The organism is Pseudoclavibacter sp. VKM Ac-2867 (genome assembly GCF_015351275.1).
GTDB lineage: Bacteria > Actinomycetota > Actinomycetes > Actinomycetales > Microbacteriaceae > Pseudoclavibacter.
This window is the reverse complement of record NZ_JADKSL010000035.1, coordinates 1-16,818: the sequence shown is the minus strand read 5'-3', so window position 1 is coordinate 16,818 and position 16,818 is coordinate 1. Positions and strand designations below refer to the sequence as shown.

12 protein-coding genes are annotated in these 16,818 nt (G+C 70.4%); 5 read left to right on the top strand and 7 right to left on the bottom strand.

Going from position 1 to position 16,818, the window contains the following annotated elements; genetic code table 11:
• Positions 1 to 58: 58 nt before the first annotated feature.
• The 3 genes from nhaA to ITJ67_RS19155 form a co-directional block, all read right to left on the bottom strand.
• Positions 59 to 1,384, bottom strand: coding sequence for a Na+/H+ antiporter NhaA (gene nhaA, locus ITJ67_RS19165; RefSeq protein WP_194678704.1), 1,326 nt, complete (start codon positions 1,382 to 1,384; stop codon positions 59 to 61).
• A 268-nt stretch (positions 1,385 to 1,652) separates the two neighbouring features.
• Positions 1,653 to 4,676, bottom strand: a complete 3,024-nt coding sequence (locus ITJ67_RS19160; RefSeq protein WP_194678703.1) for an aminotransferase — start codon at positions 4,674 to 4,676, stop codon at positions 1,653 to 1,655.
• A gap of 100 nt (positions 4,677 to 4,776) precedes the next feature.
• Positions 4,777 to 5,394, bottom strand: a complete 618-nt coding sequence (locus ITJ67_RS19155; protein WP_104299900.1) for a TetR/AcrR family transcriptional regulator — start codon at positions 5,392 to 5,394, stop codon at positions 4,777 to 4,779.
• Positions 5,395 to 5,572: 178 nt separating this feature from the next.
• Between ITJ67_RS19155 and ITJ67_RS19150 the strand changes: the two genes are divergently transcribed.
• Positions 5,573 to 7,156 carry an amidohydrolase gene (locus tag ITJ67_RS19150; protein WP_194678701.1) on the top strand — a complete coding sequence of 528 codons (1,584 nt, stop codon included), beginning with the start codon at positions 5,573 to 5,575 and terminating at the stop codon, positions 7,154 to 7,156.
• A 34-nt stretch (positions 7,157 to 7,190) separates the two neighbouring features.
• On the top strand, positions 7,191 to 8,591 hold the full coding sequence (locus ITJ67_RS19145; RefSeq protein WP_194678700.1) for an APC family permease: 1,401 nt from the start codon (positions 7,191 to 7,193) through the stop codon (positions 8,589 to 8,591).
• Between the two features lie 56 nt (positions 8,592 to 8,647).
• Here the strand turns inward: ITJ67_RS19145 and ITJ67_RS19140 are convergent, their stop codons facing one another.
• The 4 genes from ITJ67_RS19140 to ITJ67_RS19125 form a co-directional block, all read right to left on the bottom strand.
• Positions 8,648 to 10,228 carry a GMC oxidoreductase gene (locus tag ITJ67_RS19140; protein ID WP_194678699.1) on the bottom strand — a complete coding sequence of 527 codons (1,581 nt, stop codon included), beginning with the start codon at positions 10,226 to 10,228 and terminating at the stop codon, positions 8,648 to 8,650.
• A 49-nt stretch (positions 10,229 to 10,277) separates the two neighbouring features.
• Positions 10,278 to 11,780, bottom strand: a complete 1,503-nt coding sequence (locus ITJ67_RS19135) for an MFS transporter (protein ID WP_194678697.1) — start codon at positions 11,778 to 11,780, stop codon at positions 10,278 to 10,280.
• Positions 11,781 to 11,941: 161 nt separating this feature from the next.
• On the bottom strand, positions 11,942 to 12,772 hold the full coding sequence (locus ITJ67_RS19130) for a hypothetical protein (RefSeq protein ID WP_194678695.1): 831 nt from the start codon (positions 12,770 to 12,772) through the stop codon (positions 11,942 to 11,944).
• Complete coding sequence (locus ITJ67_RS19125; protein WP_194678693.1) at positions 12,769 to 13,806, bottom strand: Gfo/Idh/MocA family protein; 1,038 nt, start codon at positions 13,804 to 13,806, stop codon at positions 12,769 to 12,771. Before ITJ67_RS19125 ends, ITJ67_RS19130 begins: the two co-directional genes overlap by 4 nt.
• A gap of 111 nt (positions 13,807 to 13,917) precedes the next feature.
• On the opposite strand from ITJ67_RS19125, the gene ITJ67_RS19120 reads away from it, so the two are divergent.
• The 3 genes from ITJ67_RS19120 (at position 13,918) to ITJ67_RS19110 (ending at position 16,758) form a co-directional block, all read left to right on the top strand.
• Positions 13,918 to 15,195, top strand: a complete 1,278-nt coding sequence (locus ITJ67_RS19120; protein ID WP_104239779.1) for an ROK family protein — start codon at positions 13,918 to 13,920, stop codon at positions 15,193 to 15,195.
• A gap of 118 nt (positions 15,196 to 15,313) precedes the next feature.
• Positions 15,314 to 15,745 carry a hypothetical protein gene (locus ITJ67_RS19115; RefSeq protein ID WP_323741507.1) on the top strand — a complete coding sequence of 144 codons (432 nt, stop codon included), beginning with the start codon at positions 15,314 to 15,316 and terminating at the stop codon, positions 15,743 to 15,745.
• Positions 15,742 to 16,758 (top strand): restriction endonuclease subunit R, encoded by a 1,017-nt coding sequence (locus ITJ67_RS19110; RefSeq protein ID WP_194678692.1) that lies wholly within the window; start codon positions 15,742 to 15,744, stop codon positions 16,756 to 16,758. Before ITJ67_RS19115 ends, ITJ67_RS19110 begins: the two co-directional genes overlap by 4 nt.
• Positions 16,759 to 16,818 lie beyond the last annotated feature (60 nt).

Sequence of the window (16,818 nt, the reverse complement as noted above, 5' to 3'; positions counted from 1 at the left end):
CCCGCATCCACTTTCACGTGGATGCGGGCCCGGCCTGTCTCTGCTCTGAGCTCGGCGGTCAGCTCTCCTTGGTGTGCGGCTGCGCATCACGCCCGTCGACCTGCGCGTCGATGGCGGACTCGTCGGCTTCGCTTCCGATCGGCGTCCGGTCGATGTCGGGGATACCGTCCTCGTTCATGTCGTCGTTGCGAGCGCGCTTCGCGTCGTGGCGCAGGGTGATCGCGGCCAGCACCGCCGCGAGGAGGCTGCCACCGAGCACCGCGAGCTTCGCAGCCGCCGTGTGCTCAGAGTCGGGGAACGACAGCTCGGCGATGAGCAGGGAGACCGTGAAGCCGATGCCGGTGAGGAAGCCCACTGGGAGCAGGTCCCTGACGCCGATCGCGTCGGGGAGGCGGAGCGGTGTGAGCTTCACGACGAGTGCGGTCATGCCGAGCACGCCGATGAGCTTTCCGAGCACGAGCGCCGCTGCGATCGCCACGAACACGGGCTGGGAGAGCACCGCCCCGAGCCCATCTCCATCCACGATGTTCACTCCGGCGGCGAAGAAGGCGAAGACGGGCAGTGCGAAGCCCGAGGAGAACGGGCCGATCTTGTCGCCGAACCGGTGCGTGCGCGAATCGGCTTCACCGTGGATCTTCTTGGACGGCACGCAGAAGCCGAGGAGCACTCCCGCGATGGTCGCGTGCACGCCTGCCTCGTGCATGAGCACCCAGGCGACGAGGGCAATCGGCAGCAGCAGCCACCAGGAAGGCCGCTTGGAGCGGACGACCAGCAGGAAGACGGCGACGGCGACGAGCGATCCGAGCAGCGCGAGCAGGTTGATGCCCGCCGTGTAGAAGATGGCGATGATGACGATCGCGAGCAGGTCGTCGACGACGGCGAGCGTCAATAGGAAGGTGCGCACTCCACGTGGAAGCCCTCGCCCGAAGATGGCGAGGACTCCGAGCGCGAAGGCGATGTCCGTCGCCGTCGGGATCGCCCAACCGTGGAGCGCCGAGGTGTCGCCGAGGACGGACACCGCGATCACGTAGAAGATGGCCGGCATCGCCATTCCCGCGACAGCCCCGAGAACGGGGACAGCCGCTTCCTTCGGCTTGCGGAGACTGCCCGAGACGAACTCGTGCTTCAGCTCCACGCCCACGGTGAAGAAGAAGACCGCGAGCAGGCCGTCGGCCGCCCACGTGGCGAGCGACAGGTCGAGGTGGATGGCGGCGGGCCCGATCGTGATCGCGCTGAGCGCCTCGTAGCCACCGCGCCACGGCGAGTTGGCCCAGATGAGGGCGATTGCGGCGGCGAAGAGGAGAAGCGCTCCCCCAGTGGTCTCGCGCATGATCCACGCGTTCAGTCGCGCGAAGCCTGTCGGTCGTGTGGCGGGTGCAGTCATGGTTCTCCTGACGTCTGAGACCGGCCGGCGAATCCCGACTCGGCCGCCGACCAGACTTCCCGGCACACCGAGAGTAGATCCTACCGCCAAGCACCGCCTGCCGGAGTGCCGCTCTGGAACGCCGCGTCGAAACGCCGCGCCAGAATCGCTGCCAGCCGAAGTGCCGCTCCGAGGCGGCGTGGAGGGGCACTTCGACTGGCAGTGATCGCCTGGCGGGAAGTGAGCGCTCCGAAGAGCGCCACGAGGCCAGCGACGGGAGGCGCCGCGACTAGAGGCCGCGCGTGAGGACCTCGTCGAGCGTCGCCACGAACCTGTCCGCGCTCTCCTTCGTGAAGCAGAGCGGGGGCTTCACCTTGAGCACGTTCCCGCGATCGCCCGTTGGCTGCACGATGACGCCGAGGGCGAGCATCCGGTCGCAGAGCGCCTGCGTCTCGGAGGTGGCGGGCTCGAGGGTCTCGCGGTCGCGAACGAGCTCGATGCCCTGGTAGAGCCCTCGCCCGTGCAGCGCGCCAATGAGGGGCTGTCGTTCGGCGAGCGCCACCAGCTTCTCCCGGAGGTAGCCGCCGACCTCGTGCGCGTTCTCCTGCAGGCGGTCGTCGCGCATGATGTCGAGCACGGTGACGCCGAGCTTCGCGCTGAGCGTCGAACCGCCTGCCGACGAGAAGAAGGTGCCCTGGTCGGCGAGGGCCTGCGCGATCTCGGAGCGCGTGATGACGGCACCGAGCGGATGCCCGTTGCCCATGGCCTTCGCGACGGTCACGACGTCGGGAACGATCGGATCGCCGCCCGGCCCCGCGTGCTGCTCGAAGCCCCAGAACACGTCGCCCTGGCGTCCGTAGCCGACCTGGACCTCGTCGGCGATGACGGCGCCCCCGCCGGCGCGCACGGCGTCGTAGACCGCGGCGAGGTAGCCGGCGGGCACCTCGATGGCGCCAGCGTTGCCGTTGCGGGGCTCGGCGATGAACGTTCCGATAGGGGCGCCGGCCGCGGCGAGGCGCTCGATCTCGGCGATCGCGTCGGCCGCGTAGCGCTCGCCGGCGTCCGCTCCGCGGTGGGTGCCGCGGTACGCGTTCGGGGCGTCGAAGGCGTGCACCCAGGGGGCGCGGAGCTCAGCGGCGAGGGGGTTGTCGGAGGTGGAGGTCGAGACCGCATCCGAGGCGTAGGACCAGCCGTGGTACGACTCCTCGACGCAGGCCACGTCGTCGCGGCCTGTGTAGGCCTTCGTCAGGCGCAGCGCGAGGTCGACGGCCTCGGTGCCGCTGTTGACGAGCAGCACGGTGTCGAAGCTGTCCGGGAGTGTCTCGAGGAGGCGCTCGCTGAACTCGGCCACCGACGCGTAGTTGAACCGCGAGTTGGTGTTGAGCATGCGCCACTGCTGGGCCGCCGTGTCCGCGAGCACGGGGTGCCCGTGACCGAGCGCCGTCACGTTGTTGACCATGTCGAGGTAGTGGCGGCCGTCGGTGTCGATGAGCATCTCGCGCCAGCCGCGTTCGATCTGCGGCGGATGCGCGTAGTAGTGGCCCTGCAGCGGCGCGTAGGCGTCGAGGCGCGCGCGGAGCGTCTCGTCGGCCCCGGCCCCGCCAATGCTGCTCGGAGCGAGCCCGATGAGCTCGCTCGGGTCGCCGAATACGGCGCACCAGGCCGGGAACTCCTCGGCCGTCACGAAGCGTGGCAGGGGCGCGGCGGCGGCATCCAGAGCGGAGACCTCGCCCGCCTGGAGCGTGACCTGCGCCCAGCCCGCGATCTCGGCGAACGGCTCGCCGGACTCGACTCGAGCCGGCGCGGCGGCGCTCTCGCCGTCCAGCGTTCGCGCTTCCGTGAGCCCGCGGGCTCCCGCGATGACGATGGTGCGCGCGCCGTCGGAGATGGTGACGTGGCCCTCGGCCGCGGAGACGAGCCCGCCGAAGGGCGCCGTGAGCGCGAGATCGCTCGCGCTGTACAGCTCCACCCCGGTCGCGACGTTGACGGGCGCATCGTGGGAGACCCCGAGCGAGCGCGTGAGGCGGGCCTCCCCGAAGCGGGTCGCTGCGACTCCGCCGCTGCGGGCGGCGAGCAGGAGCAGCTGCGCTTCCGCCTCGGCCCCTTCTTCGCCGAGCCAGGAGCCATCGCGCAGCGCCGTGCTCGTGTAGTCGAGGGTGATGACGCGGGCGCGGCGGGCGAGGTCCGCGTCGAGGAGCGTGGCGCCGCCGTCAGACGAGGAGATGGGGCCGGCTGCGGCCTCGCGGCCGAGGGCGCGGCGGATGGCGGCCGTCGCTACCCGCGCATCCAGGGCCGCGGGGACGGCGAAGATCGTCCATTCCCGTTCGAGGGCCGCCTCGGCGTAGTCGTTGCCATCGTCGATGGCGACCTGCTGCAGCCCGCTGACGACAAGCGCCGCGCCGCGGAGCACGATGAGCGGCCAGAGCGCGTCGATCTCGGCGTCGGTGAGGGGCACGACCGCGTCGAAGGCGCGGATGAGCGGCAGCACCGCGAGTGGTCGCGCGGGGTCGTGATGGAACACGGCCGTGCAGGCCACGGCCAGCTCGGCGACGCGCCATCCGGTGCCCACGTCGCCGAAGTCGATGATGCCGGAGAGCTCGGGGCGGCCGAGCACGCCGGAAGTCGCGACGAGGTTGTCGTCGGTGAGATCGCCGTGGATGGCCTGCAGAGGCAGCTCGTCCTTCAGCGGCGCCAGCGCCGCGGCGGTCGCCTCGAGCGCGGCGAGGACAAGCGCCTGCCGCTCGGGGTCGGTCACGTGGCCGATGAGTTCGTCGACGAGCCGCTCGCCGACGCGAAGGTCCCACTGGAGCTCGCGGTCGAGGCCGGGATGCTCGAAGCCGTCGAGCGCCTGGACGACCTGGCCGACAAGCGTGCCCATGGCTGCGATGGTCGACGCCGAGAAGTGCTCGAAGTCGATGAGCGGCGTGCCGTCGACGAAGGTCAGGAGGCGGATGCTGTGGGGAGCACCGTCGACGTCAGCCGTCTCGATGTCGAGGCCGGCGAGGCTGGTGACGGGGGCTGGCGACGGGTGGCCCGCGGCGTGCATGCGCCGCATGGCCTCGTTCTGCGCCTCGATCTCGTCGCGGCGCACCGCCCTGTTGCTGACCTTGAAGAGCACCCGACGGCCGGCAGGCCGCGCGGGCGAGGCGGGCTCGGTGAAGAGGAAGTTGCGGTCCTGCTGACTGCCGAGCTCGCGCACCTCGCCGGAGACCCCGTAGAGCTCACCGGCCAGGCGACGAACCTCGTCGATGGTGATGTTCGGGCGCGGCAGGCCCTCAGAGAACGATGGAAGACCTGCGTTGGATTCGGGCATGGCTACTCCTCTTCGAGTCGGCGACCGGCGAGCGGTCAGATCAGTGCATGTGCAAGTGCGAGTGGATGGATGCGGGCGGCGCCGCGCGTGATGGAGGTCTTCACCGCGCCAGGCCGCGCACGAGTGCGGCGAGCCCGAGTTCGAAGGCCGGGCCGGCGACGGGGTCGTCGAGCCCCTCCTTGGTTACGCGCGCGACGGCGGAGGCGAAGGCGGGCACCTCGGTCTCCTGACCGCTCGGGTCGAAGAGCACGCTCGGGCCAGACATGTCGAGCACCGAGCCGAGGATGAACGACTCGTAGGCCGTGAGCATCCGCACGATCTCCTCCTCGGGCCAGCCCGCGGCGAGCGCGCCCTTCGTGAAGCTCTCGTGCACACGGAGGATCGCGGGAGAGCGCACCTGCGACGACATGAGAAGGGGAATGCTGCGCGGATGCGCGGCGAACGCGTCGCGGTAGGAGTGCGCCCAGACGAGGACGGCGTCCTCCCACGGCAGCCGGTCGAACGCCTCGCCGTCGATGCGGCCGCAGATGCGCGTGCGCACCTCCTCGATGAGCTCGAGGCGCGAGCCGATGTGGTTGTAGAGCGACGAGGGGGCGACGCCGAAGTGCGACGCGATGCGGCGCATGCTCACTGCCTCGGAGCCTTCCCGGTCGATGAGGCGCACGGCAGCGTCGACGATGCCGTCTCTCGTCAGGATGCTCGTTGTGGGTCGCCCCATGTCTCCGCCTTTCGCTGCGTCGAGGCTCAGCGGTCTGTTCCGGGGCCCGTCTCGGCCGCACGCGTGAAGAGCGTGTTACGGCTTCGTTTCGAGGCCCGGATCCTGCGCATTCTCACTCTAGCGTCATGAAAACGAACGGTGTACGTTTACGTCACTCGTTCAACGGAGAAGGAGACCGATGCCTCACATCGAATTCACTGGCGGCACGATCGGCGTCCCCCACGGGACGCCCGATGTGACGACCCTCGTCGTGCACGACGGCACGATCGTCGCAGCGAACAGCCTGTCCGCTACCGGGCGCACCGAGCGGATCGACCTCGGCGGCGGGTATCTCGGCCCCGCGTTCGGAGACGGCCACGCGCATCCGCTCTTCGCGGGACTCGAGCTCCAGGGGCCGCAGATCCGCGGAGCCGCAAGCGTCGCCGACATCGTCGACAGCGTGCGGCTCTGGGCGGATGCGCACCCCGAGGCCACCTGGATCGTCGGCGGCAGCTACGACTCGACGCTTGCCCCGCACGGCAGCTTCGACGCGGCCTGGCTGGATGCCGCGGTGCCCGACCGCCCCGTCGTGCTGCGCTCCTGGGACTACCACTCCGCGTGGTGCAACACGGCGGCCCTCGAAGCGGCAGGCATCACGGCCGACACGGTCGACCCCGACGACGGGGTCTTCGTGCGCCGCGAGGACGGCTCCCCGCTTGGCACGCTCCTCGAGTCCGGGGCTGTCGAGCGTGTCCTCGGCCGCGCCCCGCGGCGCCCCGCGACCGACGGAGTCGAGGCACTGCGCGCATCTACCGCGATCCTCGCCTCCCTCGGCATCACCTGGGTGCAGGAGGCGTGGGTCGAGCCGGCGGACATCGAGGTGTGGGTCACCGCCGCCGAGGCGGGAGCCCTCTCCGTCGACGCGGACCTCGCGCAGCGCGCCGACCCGAAGGCGTGGCCGCAGCAGCGGACGCTCCTCCGCGAGCGCCGCACCCGCATCGAGGCGGCGCCCGGGCTCACGGCGCAGACCGTCAAGTTCTTCCTCGACGGCATCATCGAGAACCACACCGCGCACCTGCTCGAGGATTACGCCGATGCATGCACGCGCGGACTCCCCGTGTGGCACGACGGCGAGCTGCAGCAGGCGGCGCTCGACGCACACGAGCTCGGCTTCGACCTGCACCTGCACGCGATCGGCGACGCCGGCGTGCGTTCGGCCCTCGACGCGGCGCGGCGCATTCGCGAGCGCCCGAACGGCGCCGACCCGCGCATCACGATCGCACACGTCCAGCTGCTCGACGACAGCGACCTCGACCGTTTCGCCCAGCTCGATGTGACCGCCTGCTTCCAGCCGCTGTGGGCCACCGCCGACGAGGTCATGGTGCAGCTCACCCTGCCGCTGCTCGGCCCGAGGCGGGAGCTGCACTACCGGATGCGGTCGCTGCTCGAGAGCGGTGCCCGCCTGAGCTTCGGCAGCGACTGGCCCGTCACGAGCCCGGACGTGCTCGCGGGCATCCGCACCGCCGTGACGCGGCAGAACCCGGACGGCACACCCCTCGGCGGGTGGCATCCCGCCGAGCGGATCTCCGTCGACGCGGCCCTCGAAGCCGCGACGTCGGCCGTCGCCTACCAGGCGAGAGCCGAAGCCACGCGGGGCACCCTCACGCCTGGCTCTCGCGCCGACCTCGTCTGGCTCTCCGCGGACCCGCGTGCCGTCCCCCCTGAGCAGCTCGGCGACATCACGGTGCTCGGCACCTGGCGCAACGGGCAGCGCACATTCTGACCTCCCCGATCGACCCCTCACCCCAAGGAACCCCATGACCGCACACCCAGCCCCGCACTCCCAGGGCGTCACCCTGAAACGCGCCCTCGGCATCCCGGCGCTCATCATCTTCGGCCTCGCCTACATGGTCCCGCTCACGGTCTTCACGACGTACGGGCAGGTCACGAGCATCACCGAGGGGCACCTGCCCGCGGCGTACCTCATCACCCTCGTCGCGATGCTGCTCACGGCGTGCAGCTACGCCGTGCTCGTGCGCGAGATCCCCCGCGCGGGCAGCGCGTACACGTATGCCCGGAAGGCGTTCGGCGGGCACGTCGGGTTCCTGACGGGGTGGACGCTCATGCTCGACTACCTCTTCCTCCCCCTCATCAACTACCTCCTCATCGGCATCTACCTGAACGCGCAGTTCACGGCGGTCCCGATCTGGGTGTTCACGCTCGCGTCGATCCTCATCGTGACGGCGCTCAACATCGTGGGCATCTCGATCGTGAAGAACGCGAACCTCTTCCTCGTCGGGGTGCAGCTCGTGTTCGTCGCCGTGTTCCTGGTCGTGGCGGTCGTCTACGCGGCGAACAACCCTGGCGCTTCTCTGCTGCAGCCGCTCTACGACACGGGGATGAGCATCCCCGCCCTCGCGAGCGGTGCCGCGGTCATCGCCCTGTCGTTCCTTGGCTTCGATGCCATCTCGACGATGTCGGAGGAGGCGAAGGATGCGCGGCGCACGGTGCCGCGCGCGATCCTCATCACGACGGTGCTCGGCGGGCTCATCTTCACGGCCGTCGCCTACGCGGGCCACATCATCCAGCCGGCCTGGCAGGACATGGTCGATCCGGATGCCGCAGCCGTCGAGATCATGCGCATCGCGGCGGGCCAGTGGCTGGAGATCTTCTTCCTCGTCGCCTACATCGCAGGCTGTGTGGCCGCGGCCATGGCGTCGCAGGTGAGCGTCTCCCGCATCCTGTACGCCATGGGCCGCGACGGGGTGCTGCCGAAGAGGCTGTTCGGAGCGTTCAGCGAGCGCTTCCGCACGCCCATCGGCGCGACGCTCTTCGTCGCCGTCGTCTCGCTGCTGGCGCTCGTCGTCGACCTTGCGACGATCGCGTCGCTCATCAGCTTCGGCGCGCTGGCCGCGTTCTCCCTCGTCAACCTGTCGGTCGTGAAGTTCTTCCTCTTCGACCGCAAGGAGCGCGGCGGCAAGGCGGTGCTCGTCTACGGGGTGCTGCCCATCCTGGGCTTCGCGATGACGGTCTGGCTCTGGACGAGCCTCTCGGGCCTCGCCCTCGTCGTCGGCCTCAGCTGGTTCGCGATCGGGCTCGTCTACCTCGCGTTCCTCACGCGAGGGTTCCGTCGCCAGCCGCCCGAGATCGATTTCGAGGCTGAGAACGCGGCACTGGATGCGGAGCACGCGATGACGACGCGCGCCCCGATCGCGTAGACGCGTCGCTGGGGCGGTCGGGCGCGGGGCTCGCGAGGAGCTCCGCGCCCGACCGTCTACGCCAGTTCTTCCGCGAGCTTCCTGGCTCCGCGGACCGCGATGGCGACGCTCATGAGGGTGGGGTTCATGGTCGTCGCGGTGGGGATGAGGGCGTTGCCGCCGACGTAGAGGTTGTCGATGCCCCAGATGCGCGAGTACGGGTCGGCGACGGTGGTGCCGTCGTCGTTCGCTCCGGCGCGCATCGTGCCCTGGTAGTGGAGGCTCGAGCCGTTGGGGAGGAGGCGCGGCTCTGCGATGAACGTGCCGAGCGCCTCCCCGGCACGGCGCAGGTGCGCCTCGCCGTCGGCGATCTCCGCCTTCTCGACGTCGGTGAGCGCGTACTCGACGGTCATGTTGGGGAAGCCGCGGTAGTCGAGCTCGTCGTCGTGGAACGTGATGCCGTCTTCGACGCGCGGATGCTTGCGCATGCCGTACCCCATGTTGACGTAGCCCCAGCGGTTGCCGGCGTGCGGATGCGCGGGGTCGAGCGGGAATGGCGGGTTCTCGGCGTACATGACCTGCAGGGAGAAGGGGTGGTCTGGCTCGGAGAAGGGGATGCGGTTGACGGCGCCCACGGGGTCGGCCGGGTTGAGGGCTCGGCGGGCGAGCTCCTCCTCGAGGTCGGCATCGGTGGCGAAGCGGCTCATGCCGGCGGGGTCGAGGGCGACGGTCGAGATGACGACGGGGTGCTCGGTGAGGTAGCGGCCGAGGGCGGCGGGGCGGATGCCGGAGGCCCAGAGGAGCTGCGGGGAGCGGAACGCGTCGGCCGCGACGACGACGGCATCTGCGGGGAAGAAGCTCGTCTCTCCGGTGCGGAGGTCTTCGACAGTGACGCCCGTGACGCGGGCGTCTGCCCCGTCGCCGTCGCGCTCGACGCGGCGCACGAGGTGGAGGTCGCGCAGCTCGAAGCGCTCGGCGAGGGGGTTGCCCGCTTCGACGAGTGGCCCGAAGACGACGTCGGCACCGGCCCAGCGGACGGTGCCGTCGGGCTGCGCGTCTCCCGCGACGGGGAGCGTGCCCGGGCCGAAGCCATCCGGCAGCTCGGCGGCGAACTCCTCGGAGAGGATCGAGCGGATGGCACCGCCGACGCCGGAGTCGGCGAACGCGGCGGACTGCACGTGCAGCAGCCGCTCTGCGTTCGCGAGCAGATCATCCCACTCGCCGCTCTCGATGAAGTCGACGCGTTCGCTGAACTCGGGGGCCGGCGTCGCGCAGGTCCAGTGCGCGCCCATGCCGCCGACGTTGGTCGACGCGGCCGCCGCAGGGAACGTGTCCGTGTGGGCCGCCCCCTCGCCGCCGAAGTCGAGGAGGTGCGTGCCCTGGCGGGCCGTGAACATGCCCTCGACGACGGCCGATTTCGGGATGCCCAGCGAGTCACGGAAGTCGCCGGCCTGCGGCCCCTGCGACCGCTCGCGGGCGCGCTCCTTCTCGTCGGGGTCGGCGATGTTGCGCACGCTCTCGCCCGGGATGTCGGTGAGCTGGGGGCCCGCCTCGAACATGGTGACGCGCACGTCCGGGTTCTGCTCGAGGAGGGTCCGCGCGTAGGCGGCCCCGATGGGTCCGCTGCCGACGATCGCGACGACTGGTTTGGTGGTCATGTGCTTCCTCCTTGGAAGGGCGGCTGGTGAGTGGATGCGGCGGACGCGGTCAGGCGCGCGACGCCGGGATGTTCTGCGCTTCGACGACGGGGATGCTCCCCGTCTCGTTGGACAGGCGACCGGGCGGCAGCAGCAGCGCCGCGACGAAGCCGATGGCGTAGGCGATCGAGAGGCCGATGAAGATGGGCGCGAACACGTCGCGGTAGATCTCTGCGACGGTCGACTGGAAGGCGGGGTCGCTCGCGTGCACGAGCTGCGGGGTGAGGCTGGCGGCGTCGAAGCCGATGGGGAGCAGCGCCGCGACACCGGCACCGATGACGCCGCCGATGATGGCGGTCGTCACGGTGGAGCCGACCTGGCGGACGATGTTGACGCTCGCGGTGACGGCGCCCGTCGCATTCTTGGGGGCGGCGCTCTGCACGACGGCGACAATGAGGCTCATGAAGGAGCCCGTGCCGAGGCCGACGCCGAACATGACGAGCATGGGCGCCCAGAGCGGGAGCCCGACGGGGAGCGTGGCCATGATGAGCAGGCCCACGGCGCCGAGGGCGGTGCCGACGATCGGGTAGACGCGGTAGCGACCCGATCGGCTGGCGAGGAAGCCCGTGAGGAGGTTGCTCACGAGCATCCCCATGACGGTCGCGATGGGCACGAGCCCGGAGACGGTCGCCGTGGTGCTGTACGCCATCTGCACGTAGGTGGGCAGGTAGGCGGTGATGGAGAAGAGTCCGACGCCGATGATGGCGGAGAGTGCCGTACCGGCCGCGACGGTGCGGTTCTTGAAGATATGCAGGGGCACGACCGGGTTCTCGGCGCGCACCTCAGCCCAGAAGAAGAGCGCGAACGATGCCAGGGCGACACCGAACGCCGAGAGCGCCGACGTGAGGAGCTCGGCGTCGGAGACCCAGCTCACGCCGAGCACGAGCGCGACGAGCGCGATCGTGAAGGCGAGCGAGCCGAGCACGTCGAAGCGCGGGGCGGACGTGCGGGGGATGCTCGGGATCGCGACGAGCGCGAAGATCAGCGCGGCGACGCCGACGGGGAGGTTCACCCAGAACACCCACTGCCAGCCCCAGTTGTCGGCGATGAGACCGCCGAGCAACGGGCCGATGAGGATGGCGACGGGGAAAGCCGCTCCGACGATGGCCATGTACTTGGGCCTGGCCCTCGGGCTCGTGACCTGGGCGATGATCGTCTGCGACATCAGCTGCAGGCCCGCCGAGCTCATCCCCTGGAAGACGCGGGCGACGATGAGCAGGCCCATGTTCGGCGCGAAGCCGCAGGCGAGCGAGGCGAGCAGGAAGAGCACGAGGGAGGTCAGGAAGACCGCTCGGGGGCCGACGATGTCGCCGAGCTTGCCGAGCACGGGCAGGAGGACGGTGCTCGCGAGCGTGTAGCTGACGACGACCCAGCCCATCTGCTCGAGCGCGCCGAGGTCACCGGCGATGGTCGCGAGCGACGTCGACACGACCGTGTGGTCGAGCGCGCCCAGGAAGGAGACGGTGAGGAGGGAAGCAACAAGGAGGCGGAGTCTCGCCGGTGAGAGTGGCATAAAAGGGCCCGAACGATCGGACGATCTACGCGACATGGTGTGCCTCCGGTCGCTGCGTCGCGGCCGGTGACGGGTTCGTGGAACCCCTGCGTCGAGGTCAGCCTACCGAGGCTTATGTCTAAAATCAACTAAAGAGTGTCCACGAGTGGCAATTGCGGACGTCACGCCGACGAGCACCCGCGTTCGATCTGCCCACTCAGCTCGAGGTCCTCGAGCAGGCACAACAGCTCATCGGGCCGGTCGGATGCACGCGGCGCCTCGATGGCGCACCGCAGCTCTCGACGGGCACGCCCCTCGAACGCGTCCCGCACGACCCGCTCCCCCTCGGCGGAGCGACTCGTGAGGCGTGCGACCCCAGCCCCGGCATCGATGGCGACCTCGACCTCGACCGCGCCGAGCGCCGAGACTCGCAGCCACGGTGCCCCCGCGTCCGGGGCCCAGGAGAAGAGGACGGGGATGCCATCGTGCGATTCGAGCAGAAGGGACGCGGTCGGGCCACTCTCGTTCTCCGGAAACACGGATCCCAGCCCGAGCTCGCCCCCACCGGTCAGCACACGCGCCCAGCCGAGCGCGTCCCGCAGCACCCCGCTCGAGGATGGACCGCCGACCTCGACCGCGACGAGGACAGCCTCCGACCCGGACGGGGCCACGAGCGCCCGAGCCGCTTCCACCAGATCCCTCGGGAGGAAGCAGCGCGCGGCCAGAACGTGCCCGCCACCTGCTGGCAGCCGATCGCGGCAACCGGCGTCGGGCACGACGGCCTCGTCGACGACCACGCCCCGGGCGCCGTCGGCCAGCGCCGCCTCGACCGCGCACAGCCAGCCCCCGGAACCGCGAGCGTCGATCACGACGACCGCGCCGGTCGCACTCGAGGCGAGCTGCGCACTCAGCGGCAGCTCGGCAACCGCGACGCGATAGGGCGCGAGCCGGTCATCGTCCGCCCCTCGCGCGCCCGGCGCACTCGACACCAGGACCGGAATTCGAAGACTCACGACGAAGCTCCCTCGATGTGGGCGGCGACTGCCTCGGCGAGCACGATGGCGTAGCGCGTGTCCTCGAGCTGCTCCTCGTACTCGAGCGGCGCCTCCCCCGAGAGCAGCTCGGCAAACGCCAGCCATTCCGCCTCGTAGCCGTCGAGGTGCGACCTCGGGGGCACCATGACGCCACCCTCCGACCCGCGAACGACGACACTCGCCGCGCCGTCGTGCACAAACGCCGGCGGGAAGTCGACGTCGACGCGCGACTCCCCCGCCGAGACCGTGAGGCGCCAGCGAGCATCCGCCCCTTCTGCGCGCATGACGGCACCGAGCTGCACCCGGGCGCGACCAGCCCGGTACCCGACTGCGTAGCCGAGCGGTGCGACGAAGCGAGCGAAGTCGACGCCATCGAATCCCGGCACGAGGTCGCGGATGGCGGGCAGGTCATGCACCGCGAGGCCGGAGACGAGCTGCCGCACGATGCCGGCCTGCACGTGTGCGGGCAGTCCAGATGGGGGATGACGCACGGGAGACTCGACACCCTCGGCGAACTCGGTGACGAGCCGGTGGTACCGCCCGTTCGGCGGGAGCGACAGCGTGACCCGCACGCTGTCGACGGGAGCCCGCAGCTCGCCGATGAGTCGTCGCGCCTGCACCCAGCCGGGGTCATAGAGGTGGTTGGTGCCGATCAGCAGCGCCACCCCCCGCTCCCGGCAGGCGACGACAAGCGATTCCGCCTCGGCAACGGACGTCGCGAGCGGCTTCTCGCACAGAATGCCCGCGACCCCCGCATCGAGCGCGGCCCGCACGTGGCTCGCGTGGTCGGCGGGTGGGGAGCAGATCAAGGCGAGCTGCACCCGCTCGTCCTGGAACACCTCGCCGATGCCGGAGCTGCTGCGCGCGCCGATGCGCCGAGCGAGCTCCTCCGCACGGCCGCTCCCGGAGTCCGCGATGTGCACGACCCGGAACAGCTCGGGGAGACGCGCGAGCGTGGGGAGGTGGAGCGCGGAGACGCCCGGCCCGGCCCCGATGACGCCGACTGACCACATGCGACCACTTCCTTGTGCGCTTTTGTGTGTTTGATACGAAAGTTTGCTGTGCACGAACGTATCTGGGCGTTCTCTGCGGCGCAAGGTCGACATATTGGGTACAGTTCGGCCATGAGAGAGTCAACGTTGCGCTTCGGTGCCCAGACCGATGAGGTCACGAGCCTTCTCCGAGTCGTCAACCTCGTGCGCATGGGCGAGGCACTGACCCGCCCGCAGATCGGCACCGTCACCGGCCTCGGCCGCGGCGTCGTCACCCAGCGCGTCGAGCAGGCCATCAGCATGGGCTACCTCGAAGAGGGCGACGTCGGCCCCTCCTCGGGAGGGCGAGCGCCACGCACGCTGCGCTTCCGCGGAGAGAACGGACTCATCGTCGTCTGCGCCCTCGGCGCGCTGCACATCCACGTCGGCCTCGCACAGCTCGAAGGCGATGTCATCGCACAGGCGCACCTCGACTGGGAGATCTCGCGCGGACCAGCCGCGACCCTCGACGCAGCTCTCGGGCTCGTCGAAGAACTCCTCGCCGCAGACACGAAGAGCCGAGGCAGCGAGCTCCCCGTCTGGGGCATCGCGGTCGGCGTCCCCGGCCCTGTGGACTTCGAGTCCGGCAGGCCCGTTGCACCGCCCATCATGCCCGGGTGGAACGGCTTCGACATCCGCCGCCGCTTCGAGCAGCGCTTCGACGCGCCCGTCTGGGTGGACAACGACGCCAACCTGCTTGCGCTCAACGAGCGCACCAACCGCCAGGTCCCGTCGGTCGATCTCATCTACGTCAAGGTCGGCTCGGGAATCGGCGCCGGCCTCGTCTCGCGGGGGCGCATCCACCGTGGCGCGAACGGCGCGGCGGGAGACATCGGGCACGTGAAGGTGTTCGGGTCGACCTCGCAGTGCCGTTGCGGGAAGATCGGCTGCCTCGAGGCGGAGGCCGGCGGATGGGCCCTCGTTCGGGATGCCCAGCTCGCGATCGAAGCGGGCGACGACGGACTCCTCGCGCGGCGCTCGAAGGAGGGGGAGGAACTCAACCCGGAGCTCATCGCACTGTGCGCCGAAGACGGCGACGCGCTGGCCATCCAGCTCGCGCAGCGCTCGGCGAAGATCATCGGCGAGTCGATCTCCGCGCTGGTCAACATGTTCAACCCGAAGGTCATCGTCGTCGGCGGCGCCCTCGCCTCGGCCGGCGAGATCTTCCTCGCCGAGGTCCGGCAGCGGGTCTACGAGCACTCACTCCCGCTCGCGACCCGCGACCTCAACATCGTGGTCTCCGCGAACGATGTCCGCGAACCACTGCGCGGGGGCGCCGCGATGGTGCGTGAACAGCTCTTCGAGGAGACGTTCACGCGCTGGTTCGCGGATGGGCGCCCCACGATCGCGGGGCTCGCCCTCGGCCGCTGACACCGGTACACAGCCGGGCACATTCGGCACTTCTTCCGATTTTCGACATAAGCCTGTAGGTTCACTCCTAAAGCCGGTATCGGCCGTCACAAAGGAGTGTCATGCCCAGAATCTACCCGTGCAGCCCCGACCGCCGGGGAGCACGCCCGTGAGCCTCGCGATCCTGCTCGACGACGCCCTCCGCAGCGATGGCGACGGCTTCTCGCTGCGCGTCTCCCTGCCCTGGATCCGATCCCTCCCCCTCGCCAGCCTCCACGAGCTGCGCGTCACGATCGACGGACAGAGCGCCCCGCTCCCCGAGCTGGCGCCGAGCCCCACGTGGTGGTTCGTGCAGGACCGCATCGTCGTGCACTCGAACGTGCGGCTCGAGCCCGGCCAGCACGAGGTGCTCGTGGGCTTCAAGCTCCTCATCCCCAATATGGGCGCAGGCCCGAACCAGCCGCTCATCCTGCCCTTCGCCGCCGCCCGTCGCCTGGAGCTGGACGCGCCGCTGGCCGCGCCGCGCGCATCCCGCGACCTGCCGCTCGAAGCCGTCGGGAGCCCCGCGTGAGCACGCAGCTGCCCGAGGGATGGACGCTCGCCGCCTCGGCGTTCAACTGGTCGCCCGAGCTCATGGTCGCCGACCGCACCTCCCCCGAGATCGCGGCTTCCATCGGGGCATCCGGCGTCGCGAACGTCATCGAGCTCGAGGCCGCCCAGACGTGGCGCACGTTCCCTGATCCGACGGATGCGGAGACCTCCAGCATCCGCTCCGCCCTCGACGCCACGGACACCTCGGTGAGCATCGTCGGCGCGAGCCTCGACGACTGGCTCACGGCCACCACACGCCGCTCGGAGGATGAGCGCTACGAGTTCCTGCTCCCCCAGCTTCGGGCGGCGGAACGGCTCGGCGCGGAGGGCATCCGGCTTCCGCTGGGACAGGCTGGCCCCGCCCTCCTCGAGCGCCTCCTCCCCCGCCTGCACGAGCACGGCCTCACGCTCTACGAGGAGCTGCAGGGCCAGCAGTCGCTCGACAAGCCGCAGAACGCGGCGGCCGTCGAGGCCGTCGCGGCGATGGACGACACGAGCATCCGCCTGCTCCTCGACATCAGCATGCTCATGCCGTCGCTGCCGCCCAGCTACCTCGCGAGGCTGCGCGCGGGCGGGGTGGATGCGTCACTCGTGGACGCGCTCGAGCACGACTGGCGGAGCCCGGCGACGCTCGACGCCGTCCAGGCCTCGCTCCGCGGCGGGACCGTGCCGCCGCAGGTGCACACCCTGTTCATGAACCTCGTCATCCGATTTGGGCGGTCGGACGCGCGCGAGCTGCGGGAGATCCTGCCCCTCGTCGGCGGCGTGCACCTGAAGTTCTGGGACCTCGACGACACCGGTGGCCGCATCTCGAACCCCATCCGCGAGATCTCCGCCGAGCTTGCCGCCGTCGGCTTCACGGGCACGCTCTGCAGCGAGTGGGGCGGCCACGAGTGGATCGACTCGCTCACGCCGGAGCAGGCAACCCGCTCCCACCTGGCCCTCGCCCGCGAGGCGATCTCGGAAGGCGCCTCCACGTCGGCGCCTGCCTGAACTGCCCCGCCCACGCAGAGAAGTGCGGCAGATGCAGGCTCCCATTCTCGGGAGCCTGCA

Coding starts and splice junctions, on each gene's coding strand:
- nhaA (WP_194678704.1), bottom strand. CDS start 1,384: ATGACTGCACCCGCCACACGACCGACAGGCTTCGCGCGACTGAACGCG.
- ITJ67_RS19160 (WP_194678703.1), bottom strand. CDS start 4,676: ATGCCCGAATCCAACGCAGGTCTTCCATCGTTCTCTGAGGGCCTGCCG.
- ITJ67_RS19155 (WP_104299900.1), bottom strand. CDS start 5,394: ATGGGGCGACCCACAACGAGCATCCTGACGAGAGACGGCATCGTCGAC.
- ITJ67_RS19150 (WP_194678701.1), top strand. CDS start 5,573: ATGCCTCACATCGAATTCACTGGCGGCACGATCGGCGTCCCCCACGGG.
- ITJ67_RS19145 (WP_194678700.1), top strand. CDS start 7,191: ATGACCGCACACCCAGCCCCGCACTCCCAGGGCGTCACCCTGAAACGC.
- ITJ67_RS19140 (WP_194678699.1), bottom strand. CDS start 10,228: ATGACCACCAAACCAGTCGTCGCGATCGTCGGCAGCGGACCCATCGGG.
- ITJ67_RS19135 (WP_194678697.1), bottom strand. CDS start 11,780: ATGCCACTCTCACCGGCGAGACTCCGCCTCCTTGTTGCTTCCCTCCTC.
- ITJ67_RS19125 (WP_194678693.1), bottom strand. CDS start 13,806: ATGTGGTCAGTCGGCGTCATCGGGGCCGGGCCGGGCGTCTCCGCGCTC.
- ITJ67_RS19120 (WP_104239779.1), top strand. CDS start 13,918: ATGAGAGAGTCAACGTTGCGCTTCGGTGCCCAGACCGATGAGGTCACG.